General features: G+C 72.6%; 9 protein-coding genes. 5 read left to right on the plus strand and 4 right to left on the minus strand.

What is annotated here, in order from left to right; all coding sequences use genetic code 11:
- From AOK09_RS24350 to AOK09_RS24360, 3 genes are all read right to left on the minus strand, one after another.
- A partial coding sequence (locus AOK09_RS24350; protein ID WP_055589381.1) for a hypothetical protein occupies positions 1 to 876 on the minus strand: 876 nt, incomplete at its 3' end.
- Between the two features lie 324 nt (positions 877 to 1,200).
- Entirely contained in the window at positions 1,201 to 2,343 is a 1,143-nt protein-coding gene (locus AOK09_RS24355) for a metallophosphoesterase (protein WP_322973209.1), read from the minus strand.
- Positions 2,344 to 2,633: 290 nt separating this feature from the next.
- The gene (locus AOK09_RS24360; protein WP_055589382.1) at positions 2,634 to 3,767 is read right to left on the minus strand and encodes a LacI family DNA-binding transcriptional regulator; all 1,134 of its coding nucleotides are present in this window, start codon (positions 3,765 to 3,767) and stop codon (positions 2,634 to 2,636) included.
- Between the two features lie 282 nt (positions 3,768 to 4,049).
- Here AOK09_RS24360 and hisC point away from each other — a divergent pair, with 282 nt between their 5' ends.
- Positions 4,050 to 5,141, plus strand: a complete 1,092-nt coding sequence (gene hisC / locus AOK09_RS24365; RefSeq protein WP_055589387.1) for a histidinol-phosphate transaminase — start codon at positions 4,050 to 4,052, stop codon at positions 5,139 to 5,141.
- A gap of 242 nt (positions 5,142 to 5,383) precedes the next feature.
- Here the strand turns inward: hisC and AOK09_RS24370 are convergent, their stop codons facing one another.
- Positions 5,384 to 6,082: a hypothetical protein gene (locus AOK09_RS24370; RefSeq protein ID WP_055589383.1), complete on the minus strand. Its 699-nt coding sequence runs from the start codon at positions 6,080 to 6,082 to the stop codon at positions 5,384 to 5,386.
- A gap of 262 nt (positions 6,083 to 6,344) precedes the next feature.
- Between AOK09_RS24370 and AOK09_RS24375 the strand changes: the two genes are divergently transcribed.
- The 4 genes from AOK09_RS24375 to AOK09_RS24390 all read left to right on the plus strand — a co-directional run.
- Entirely contained in the window at positions 6,345 to 7,748 is a 1,404-nt protein-coding gene (locus AOK09_RS24375) for an efflux RND transporter periplasmic adaptor subunit (protein WP_063796052.1), read from the plus strand.
- Positions 7,745 to 8,623, plus strand: coding sequence for an ABC transporter ATP-binding protein (locus tag AOK09_RS24380; RefSeq protein WP_322973210.1), 879 nt, complete (start codon positions 7,745 to 7,747; stop codon positions 8,621 to 8,623). Before AOK09_RS24375 ends, AOK09_RS24380 begins: the two co-directional genes overlap by 4 nt.
- Positions 8,623 to 9,837 (plus strand): ABC transporter permease, encoded by a 1,215-nt coding sequence (locus AOK09_RS24385; RefSeq protein ID WP_245687458.1) that lies wholly within the window; start codon positions 8,623 to 8,625, stop codon positions 9,835 to 9,837. Before AOK09_RS24380 ends, AOK09_RS24385 begins: the two co-directional genes overlap by 1 nt.
- 19 nt (positions 9,838 to 9,856) lie before the next feature.
- A partial coding sequence (locus AOK09_RS24390; RefSeq protein WP_055589386.1) for a hypothetical protein occupies positions 9,857 to 10,590 on the plus strand: 734 nt, incomplete at its 3' end.

Raw genomic sequence — 10,590 nt, forward strand, 5'->3', positions numbered from 1 at the left:
GTCGTAGTTGGGGCTGGTGAAGTCGGGAGAGCCGAAGCTGGGGCGGGAGTAGTCGGGGGAGGTGAAGGCGGAACGGCCGTTGCCCGTGGGGGCGCGCTCCGGGCCGGGGCTGGTGAAGCCGGGGCTGGTGTAGCCGAGGCGGGGGCGCTGGCGTACCAGGTTGACGCCCGCCCCGGCCACCGCGGGCTCGACCGGACCGGCGGTGCCGGGGTCGGCGGTGCCCGGATCGGCGGTGAGCGCCGACCGGAGGAAGGGGAGCATGCCGTGCTCCTTCAGTGCGGCCTTCCACTCCTCCCGGGCGGCGGCAAGCTCGGCGTGGAGCCGGGGGTCCAGGCCGTCGGGGGGCGCCGAGCCGTCCCGCAGCGCGGTGAGCAGCAGGCCGATGATGCCGGCGACCATGGCGACGGCGCCCACCGCCAGCGCCACCCAGCCGGCGGTGATCAGCGAGTGGGCGAACACCAGATGCGGGTCGGCGGTGTGCAGGCCGTAGCCCAGCAGCAGAAAGATCACCGCTGCCGCCCAGGCCAGGATCGGCGCCAGCACGGTGAGCACCGGGATGGCACCGGCGCCCGTCTCCGCGGCGAGCTGGGCGGCGGCCCCGAGGCCCGGGGCCGGGCTCTCGCCCCGCTCGCCGGGCGGGCCGGCCGCGGCGGTGCGGACGCGGTCGCGCAGCGCGGTGTAACGGGCGTACTCGTCGGCGGCCGCGGCGGCGACGACCGCGGTCGCAGCCAGCGCCCTGGTGCGCAGCTGTTCGGCGTTCAGGCGGGCGTTCGGCGCCTGCAGTGCCTGGCGTACGGTCTCGTCGCGCAGTGCTTCGTCCAGGACCCGCTCGAAGTCCGGTCGGTCGTCGGGTCGCAGGTGCGGAGCGGTGTTCATCTGGCCCCCGATTGCTCCGTCAGGGAGAAGTGATGGTCCGTCCGCCGGGGCGGCCGTCGCAGCGGTGGGACGCTGCGGGCGCGGGGCCGGTTGCGGGCTGTCGGCCGGATGGGTGGGTGGGTGTGCAGCCGGTGGCCTCGACGGTTGTCTTGATGGTAGGACCGGGGACTGACAGCGTGACAGTCCGTTTCAGCAACTTAAGCCCGGATCAAGCGGAGTCAGCGACTTCGGTTGGGCGGGACCTGTGCGGGGCCGGACCCCGGCCGGGCGGGACTCCGGCCGGACGGCCGGACCGCGACGGCCGCCCACCACGCCCGGCCGGTCTCAGGCCAGCGGCAGACGGGCCACCAGCAGCCTGCCCTCCATGGTGACACCGCCGTCCATGGCCACGGCGAGCTCGTCGGCGTACACATGGGGGCCGGTCACGGTGCGTGAGGCGTGGCCGTCCTCGCTGTGGGCGTCCCCGGTGAGGTAGGGGATGGGGCTGTGGCCGTGGACGACCCGGTGGCCGCCGTAGGTGTCGAGGAGCTCCCCGGCGGACGCGGGCCCGGTGTCGCCGCGGAAGGCGAACCGCTTGGTGAACCGGCGGAAGCAGTCCCACCACTCGTCGGCGTCGTCGGAGGCGAGCACCTGGTGGACGGTGTCGTTGACCTCGTCGATGGATCCGCCGTACTCCAGGTAGGCGGTGGTGTCGGAGTGCAGCAGCAGATGGCCGTCCTCGACGGCCATGGCCGGCAGCCGGGCGAGCCAGCTGATGTGATGCGGCTCCAGTCGGTCCATGTCCTGCTGCTGGCCGCCGTTCAGCCGCCAGGCGGCGAGGAAGGAGGCGGTGCCGGCGGTGGACTGGACCGGCTCGTCCCCCCAGCGGTGGGCGCCCAGCAGCAGCAGTTCGTGATTGCCCATTAGGGCGCGGCAGTAGCCGCCCGCTGCGGCCGCCTCGGCGGCGAGCTGCATCACCAGGTCGATGACGCCGATGCCGTCGGGGCCGCGGTCGGTGAAGTCGCCGAGGAACCAGATCCTGGAGCGGCCGGCCGACCAGTGGCCGTCGGCGTCGACCAGGCCCTGCTCACGGAGGGCGTCGTGCAGCTCGCCCAGGTAGCCGTGGACGTCGCCCACCACATAGAGCGGGCCCACGGCCTGGTCCGGATCGGCTTCGGGCGAGGTGCCGAGGGCGCCCGCGTGCTCGACGGGGGACGGCGTGCCGACGGGGCCGCCGAGATCCAGGGTGGGCGGATCCTGGGGGGCGGTGTGGACGCTGTGCGCCGCCTGGACGGCCGCCTCCTCGAACCAGCCGCGGACGGCCTGCGGCTCGGGCCCGCCGGACGGCAGGCCGGGGGCGGGCCATGACTGCTGGGGACCGCCGTGGAGGCCGCCCTCGTGCCCGTACGACCGGGGGTCGACGGCCATGCGGGCGCGGGGGCCTGACTCCGGCAGCTCAGGCCCGGGGAAGCGGTCCTCGGGTGTCATCCGCCCATCATAGGAAGCCCGATCTCCCGGCGTCCGCACCTGGGCCGCATCCGATGCGGCAGGCTTGCGGCGCCGGACGCGTCACTGGCCGGTTTGTCCGGTGAAGGTGGATATCGACGGTGCAGGGGGCAGGGCGCGTCGGACGGTACGGCCGGGTGCGGACCCGGTCCGCCGGCGAGGGCGGGGCGTGCGTGGGGGCGTGCGGCACCGCGGCCCGGGCCCCCCGGCGGCAGCACGGGTGCCCGGCCCGGGGGTTGGAGCGTCGTTCGGCCTTCGGGGCGCGGCGGCCCTCAGACCCCGTCCGGCGTACGGGGAGGGCTGATGGTGGTGCGCGGGTGGCGGCGCTGCGAGGAGGCCCGAACGATCAGCTCCGTGGGCATCAGCCGTCCGGGCGGTGGCTCCGCACCGGGGGCCAGCCGGCGTCCGGACGGCTGGTGCCCCACTCCCTCGATGGCGTCGATCAGCAGGTTGACGACGGTGGTGCCGATGTTGCGCGGCCTGAGGGAGAGCGTGGTGATGGGCGGTTCGGTGGCGGCGTACACATCGCTCTCGCTGCAGCACACCAGCAGCAGGTCCTCCGGGACGCGCAGCCCGTAACGGCGGGCGGCGGCCAGCAGATCCGTGCCGTTGGGGTCGAAGAGGCCGTAGACGGCGTCGGGCCGGTCGGGGCGGGCCAGCAGCCGGTCGGCGGCGACGGCGCCCGCCGCGGGGTCGTGCGCCGGGTAGGTCTCGTGCACCGGTTCCTGGTCGACCCGGGCGCACCAGGAGAGATAGGCCTCGGTGGAGAGCCTGGTGTAGGTGTCGGTGCTGGTCCCGGTGAGCAGCCCGATCCGGCGGGCGCCCGCCTCGGAGAGATGCTCCAGGATGCCGAGCACGGCGGCCTCGTGGTCGTTGTCCACCCAGGCGGTGACGGGGCAGTTGCCGGGCTTGCCGTCGCTGACCACGGGCACGCCCTGGCGGTGCAGCTCGGCGACCACCGGGTCGTGGTCGGCCGGGTCGATCACCACGGTGCCGTCAAGCGCGACGTTGCCCCAGACGTCGTGCCGGGAGGAGGCGGGCAGCACCACCAGCGCATAGCCGCGGCTGAGGGCGGCCGAGGTGGCGGCGCGCGCCATCTCCGCGAAGTAGGCGAACTCCGTGAAGGTGAACGGCTCCTCGCCGTAGGTGGTCACCGTGAGTCCGAGCAGGCCGGAGCGGCCGGTGCGCAGCGTGCGGGCCGCAGCGGACGGGCGGTATCCCAGGCGCTCGGCGACCTCGCGCACCCGGCTGCGGGTCTCGTCGGGGAGGCGGCCCTTGCCGTTGAGGGCATCGGAGACCGTGGTGATCGACACTCCGGCCGCGGCCGCAACGTCCCGGATACCGGCCCGCTCCAGCCGCCGCGGACTGGTGGGCCGACGGCCGCTCTGGTTGGCTGCTGCTGTCATGGCGACCCGATGGTATGGCGCATGGCGACCCACTGTGAGCGCCCTGTCACACATTCCCGGAGATACGTTTCTCCATGAGCAGCAGGGCCTTTTCCCCTTGGAAGCGCATCCCCGTACGGTGGGTTGCCTCTGACATGGGCCGTTGCACACGCGGAGGATGCGGAGTCCTCGCCCGTGGGCGCCGGAATATCTCACCTGCACGGGTGAATTCCGCGCAGACGGCTCGTAAGGTGTTTCCCGACCGTACGGTCGGGTGTGGACGAGCGAGTGGAGGACACGACGGTGAGCGGCACGGCTGCGCAGGGCCCCCGGCTTCGGCCGGTGCTGGAGGGCATTCCCACCTACAAGCCGGGACGCCCGGCCTCCGGCGCGGACGGTGCACCGGCCTACAAGCTCTCGTCCAACGAGAACCCCTACGACCCGCTGCCCGGGGTGCTGGAGGCCGTCGCCGGCGCGGCGGGCCGGCTGAACCGCTACCCGGACATGGCCTGCGGCGACCTCACGGCCGAACTCGCCGGCCGGTTCGGGGTGCCCCCGGAGCACATCGCCACCGGCACCGGCTCGGTGGGCGTCGCCCAGCAGCTGCTCCAGTCCACCGCCGGGCCCGGCGACGAGGTGGTGTACGCCTGGCGCTCCTTCGAGGCGTACCCGATCATCACGCAGATCAGCGGTGCCACGGCCGTCCAGGTGCCGCTGACCTCCGGCGAGGTGCACGACCTGGACGCGATGGCCGACGCCGTCACCGAGCGCACCAGGCTGATCTTCGTCTGCAACCCCAACAACCCCACCGGCACCGTGGTCCGGCGCGCCGAACTGGAGCGCTTCCTCGACCGGGTGCCCGGGGACGTGCTGGTGGTACTGGACGAGGCCTACCGCGAGTTCATCCGCGACGAGGCGGTGCCGGACGGCGTCGACCTCTACCGCGACCGGCCCAACGTCTGCGTGCTGCGCACCTTCTCCAAGGCGTACGGACTGGCCGGGCTGCGGGTGGGGTTCGCGATCGCCCATGAGCCGGTGGCCGCCGCGCTGCGCAAGACGGCCGTGCCGTTCGGGGTCAGCCAGCTGGCCCAGGACGCCGCGGTGGCGTCGCTGCGGGCCGAGGAGGCGCTGCTGGTGCGCGTCGGGGCCCTGGTGGAGGAGCGGACCCGGGTGGTCGACGCCCTGGCCGGCCAGGGCTGGACGGTGCCGGAGTCGCAGGCGAACTTCGTCTGGCTGCGGCTGGGCGACCGCACCATGGACTTCGCCGCCGCCTGCGAGCAGGCCGGTGTCGTGGTGCGGCCGTTCGCCGGTGAGGGGGTGCGGGTGACCATCGGGGAGACCGCCGCCAACGACCTCTTCCTGCACGCGGCGGAGGGCTTCCGCAAGGAGCTGTGACCGCCGGCGAGGGCCCGCGCCGGTGTCGGCGCGGGCCCTCGCCGTCCCCGGCGCCGGTGGGCCGCCGCTCCTCCGGCCAGGGACAAGGAGGCGCCGGGGCAGGAGGGGCCGCTCCTCGGCCGGAGGCGGGGCGCCGCCCTACGGCGCGGGGCCTGGAAGACGGCGCAGCCGGCCCGTCCGCGACTGGTGACCCCGCCTGGACGGCGGCGGGGCTGCGGGGCGGCGAACGGGCCGGCTGCGGCTCAGGCGCTCGGGGAGGCGCTGGGTGCGGGCTGAGAGCCCGCGGAGGGCAGCAGCGGGCTGCAGACCTTGAGCGCGGCCGCGGTCCCGGGGTCGCTGGTCGACAGGCCGGCGAGCGGATTGCGGCCCATGGCAGGGACGGTGACGCCCTTGCCCTTCATGCAGTCGGCGAAGGCCTTGAGCGCGGAGGCAGCGGCACCGCCGTTGGCGCCGCCGCGTCCGCCGCCGAAGGACGGCCGCTTGGACTCGCAGGCCTTGGCGGCCTTCTGGTACGCCGGGTCCGCCGTGTTGCCCATGCCGAAGCCGCCGCGGGGCATGCCGCTGGGGCGGCCGCTCGGCCAGTTGCCGGGCCGTCCGCCGGGTCGCCCGCTCGGCCAGTCGCTGGGCCGGTCGCTGGGGTTCCAACTGCGGCGGCCCATACCGGACGGGGCCCCGCTGGGCCGGGCGGGCGGGGTGTACCCGTTCTGCTCCAGGCACTGGACGTAGGCGGCGAAGGCACCCCCCGGACCACCGGACGCTCCCGCCCCGGCCGCCGTACCGGCCGATGCCGCCGAGCCGGCGGCGGAGCCGGAGCCGGAGTTGGACGCGCAGCCCGCCACCAGCAGGACTCCGCAGGCCAGGGCCGTGGCTCCGGCGGCGGCCCTGAGGCGGTTCCGGTGCGGCCGGGCCGCGTTCGGCGCAACCGTGGGGGTACCCGACATACCTGCGGCTCCTTGGGGTCGGTGCTGGTGTGCGGGCCGCGGGCGCGCGCGACCGCCTCAGGCAATCAACCGCACCGGAGTGAGGGCGGGCGGGATGATTCCTGTGAGTTCCCTGGGTGCGGAGTGTGCCGAGAGGGGCGGAATGCCCCTTCTGCAGTGAGAAAAAGAGTGATCTGTACGCTTTGATCCGTTGTGCATTCCCAGCTTTCTCGAAGGTTGCGCCCAGACTTCCGCCAAGAGTGCTGAGGCACGCTGTGCCGCTATGAAGGTGCTCCCTCGGCGGCGCAGGGCCGTCCTGTTGAACTCCCTGCTCGGTGTCGTCCTGCTGGCCGGCGGTGGCCTGGCGTACGCCACGGTGAACGCCGACGCGACGCCCTCCGGACGTTCCGGGCAGACCCGTACGGCGACCGTGGCCAAGGGCACGGTGCTGGCGACGGTGTCCGGGTCGGGCACGCTGGCGTCGCCGACCGACGCCGGGGTCGACTTCGTCACCGGCGGCACGCTGACCTCGGTCAAGGTCGAGGTCGGTGACACGGTCAAGAAGGGCCAGGTGCTGGCGAAGGTCTCCACCACGGACGCGCAGGCCAAGGTGGACGCCGCCGAGGCGGCGCTGAACACCGCGGAGGCCGCGCTCACCAAGGCCCAGGCGGGAGAGGAAGTCACCACCACCATCCCCGGTTCCTCGACCGGCTCCGGCTCCGCTTCCGGATCGGCCGGCGGACGCGTCGGTGCGGGCCAGTCCGGAGGACAGAACGCCGGGCAGACCACACCGCAGCCGACCACCACGACCACCGTCAAGGTGGACGCCTCCCAGGTGGCGCAGGCCGAGCAGCAGGTCACGGACGCGCAGAACAGTCTCTCGGACGCCCAGGACGCATTGGCCGGCACGGTGCTGAAGGCCCCGGTGGGTGGCACGGTCGCGTCGGTGGGCGGAAAGGTCGGGGACACGGTGTCGGGGACCGGATCCTCGTCCTCGGGCTCCGGGCAGGGCGGGTCGGGCGGCAGTGGTTCCTCGTCCTCCTCGTCCTCCTCGTCGAGTACGCCGTCGGGCTTTGTGGTGATCACGAATCCGAGCGGGATGCAGGTGGACGCCTCGTTCTCGGAGTCCGACGCATTGAAGATCAAGAAGGGCCAGGCGGCGTCGGTGACGCTGAACGCGCAGTCGGACACCCAGCTGAACGCCAAGGTGCTCTCGATCAGTTCGCTCCCGACCAGCAGCGGGAGCGGCAGCGGCAGTGGGAGCAATGCGGGCAGTGCGGTGCAGTATGCGGCGAAGCTGCAGATCACCAGTGACACGAGTGCGTTGCGCACGGGGATGAGTGCCACGGTGTCGGTGGTGACGGGCGAGGCGGACAACGCTCTCTATGTGCCGACGAACGCGGTGTCGGGCACCGGGGCGTCGCGGACGGCGACGGTGGTGAAGGACGACGGCAGTACGGAGCGTCGTACCGTGCAGGTCGGAATCGAGGGCGATTCCTCGGTGCAGGTCACCTCGGGGCTGTCGGCGGGCGAGAAGGTCGAGCTGACCTCCACCACGACCTCGGGCAGCAACGGCTTCCCCAGCGGCGCCTTCCCGGGTGCGGGCGGTTTCGGCGGCGGCGCCGGCTTCGGCGGCGCGGGCTTCGGCGGCGGTGGCCGGAACTTCGGCGGGGGTGCTCGCCGGTGAGCCCGAGGCTGCCGGTCGCCCGGCGTCTGACCCGTCAGGTCCGCCCGGTCCCTGCCGAAGCGGCCGGCTCCCCGTCCCGGACCGTGCCGGTGATCTCGGTGCGGGGGGTTCGGAAGTCGTACGGGGTGGGTGAGGCGGCGGTGCATGCGCTGCGCGGACCGGACGATCCCGCGGGGGGTGGTCCGCTGGGCGTGAGCGTGGATGTGGAGCAGGGCGATTTCGTCGCGGTGATGGGGAGTTCGGGCTCGGGGAAGTCGACGCTGATGAACATCCTGGGATGCCTGGATGTGCCGACCTCGGGGCGTTACCTGCTGGACGGCATCGATGTGGGGCATCTGGACGAGCACCAGTTGTCGCTGGTGCGCAACCGCAAGATCGGCTTCATCTTCCAGTCGTTCAATCTGGTTCCGCGGACGACGGCGCTGGCGCAGGTGGAGCTGCCGTTGGCGTACGCGGGGGTGCGGGCCGCGGAGCGGCGTCGGCGTGCGGTGGCGGCGCTGTCGATGGTGGGTCTGGGGGATCGTCTGGATCACCGGCCCAACGAGTTGTCGGGTGGTCAGCAGCAGCGGGTGGCGGTGGCGCGTGCCCTGGTGACGTCACCGGCGATGCTGCTGGCGGACGAGCCGACGGGGAACCTCGACAGTCGTTCCACGGACGAGGTGCTGGCGATGGTGGACCGTCTGAACGCGGCCGGTCGCACGGTGGTGCTGATCACGCATGAGGACGAGGTGGCGCGGCATGCCAAGCGGGTGCTGCGGCTGGTCGACGGGCGGATCGTGTCGGATGTGCGGCAGGGCCCGGTGGCGGGTCCGCCTCCGGTGTTCGCCGGGGCGGAGCCGGTGGTGGGGGCTGTGGCGAGTGGGGGTGGCCGGTGATGCTCTGGCAGGTGCTGCGGATGGCCGCGGGAGGTCTGGCGGCGAACAAGGTGCGGTCGGCGCTGACCATGCTGGGTGTGCTGATCGGTGTGGCGGCGGTGATTCTGCTGCTGGCGGTGGGCAACGGCTCCTCGCAGGCGGTGAAGGACTCCATCACCTCGCTGGGTACCAACTCCCTCACCGTCTCCTCCAGCGGCGGGGGGTTCGGGGCCCGCTCCTCGGGTGCCTCCACCACGAAGCAGCTCACCCTCAAGGACGCCAAGGCGCTGGCGACGTCCGAGGACGCGCCTGACATCAAGTCGGTCGCCCCGGTGGTGAGCAGTTCGGGGACGGCGGTGTACCAGGGGACGGAGTACACGGTGAACTCGATCATCGGTACCTATCCCGCGTACTTCGAGACGACCAACAGCCGGGTGGCGAAGGGCGACTACTTCAGCAACGACGACGTGCTGAACGCGCGGAAGGTCGCGGTGATCGGGTCGACGACGGCGCAGGAGCTGTTCGGGACCGTCGATCCGGTGGACAAGACGGTGGTGATCGGTGGGACGCCGTTCACGGTGCGCGGTGTGCTGGCGGAGAAGGGCAGCACCGGGGTGAACGACGCGGACGACGTGGTGATCGCTCCGCTGCCGACGGTGCAGAACGCGTTCACGGGTTTCGGCTCGCTGAACCAGATCGTGGTGCAGGCGCGGTCGGCGGATGTGACGTCGGCGGCGCAGTCGGAGATCACCCAGGTGCTGATGGGCACCCATGGGATCAAGGACTCCAGCAGTGTGGACTTCCGGGTGAGCAGTCAGGAGTCGTTGCTCAGTGCCCGGCAGTCGACGGACAAGACGTTCACGGTGCTGCTGGGTGCGGTGGCGGCGATCTCGTTGCTGGTGGGCGGTATCGGGATCACCAACATCATGCTGGTGACGGTGACGGAGCGGACCCGGGAGATCGGCATCCGTAAGGCGATCGGGGCGCCGAAGGGGGTGATCCTCGGGCAGTTCCTGGCGGAGTCGACGTTGCTGTCGGTGCTGGGGGCGGGTCTCGGGGTGCTGGTCGGTGTGGTGGGTTCGCATTTCACGATCGTCGGGATCAAGCCGGTGATCATCCCTGAGTCGGTGGCGGGTGCGTTCGGTATCGCGGTCGCCATCGGTCTGTTCTTCGGCAGTTATCCGGCAAACCGTGCCGCCTCCCTGCGGCCGATCGAGGCGCTGCGTCATGAGTAGCAGCAAGGAGATGACACAGATGGGTGCACGTCGGGCCGACCTGGTGAAGGCGGAGACAGCGGTGGTGCCGCAGACGGTGGTGCCGCCGCAGATGCCGGCGCCGCCGGCCGAGGACATCCTGGCGACGCCGCCGGACGCCCGGGACATCACCGCCGAACTCGCCGCCCCGCCCCGCCGCAGACTCCCCTGGCTCACCCTCTGCCTGGCCGCCGGGATCGTTGCCGCGGGCGCCTTCTCCGGCGGTGTCTGGTACGAGCGCGACCACGGCACCACCGGTGGTGCGGGCAGACTGCCGTCCGCTGCCGCAGGCGGCTTCGGGCAGCTGCGGTCCGGTGCCCGCGCGAACGGACAGCAGGGCGCGGCCGGCTTCGGCCAGGCGGCCGGCGGCCAGGGTCAGGGGCAAGGCCAGGGCCAGGGTCAGGGCCGGTCCGGATCGTCCACCACCATGACCGCAGGCACCGTGAAGGTGGTGGACGGCGACAGCGTCTATCTCACCGACGCCCAGGGCAACACGGTCAAGATCACCACGGGCGGCTCCACCAAGGTGCAGCTCAGCAAGAGCGGCAAGGTCTCCGATCTCAAGCCGGGCGACACCGTGGTGGTCCAGGGCACCCAGGACTCCTCCGGCAATGTCGCGGCCAGCCAGGTCACCGAGGGCAGCGGCACCAGCGGCGGCCTCACGGGACGTTTCGGCGGCTTCGGCGGCGGTGGCGGTTTCGGGGGCGGCGGCTTCGGCGGTGGCGGTTTCGGGGG

Origin of the sequence: Peterkaempfera griseoplana (assembly GCF_001418575.1) — a bacterium.
In the GTDB taxonomy this organism is placed as follows: domain Bacteria; phylum Actinomycetota; class Actinomycetes; order Streptomycetales; family Streptomycetaceae; genus Peterkaempfera; species Peterkaempfera griseoplana.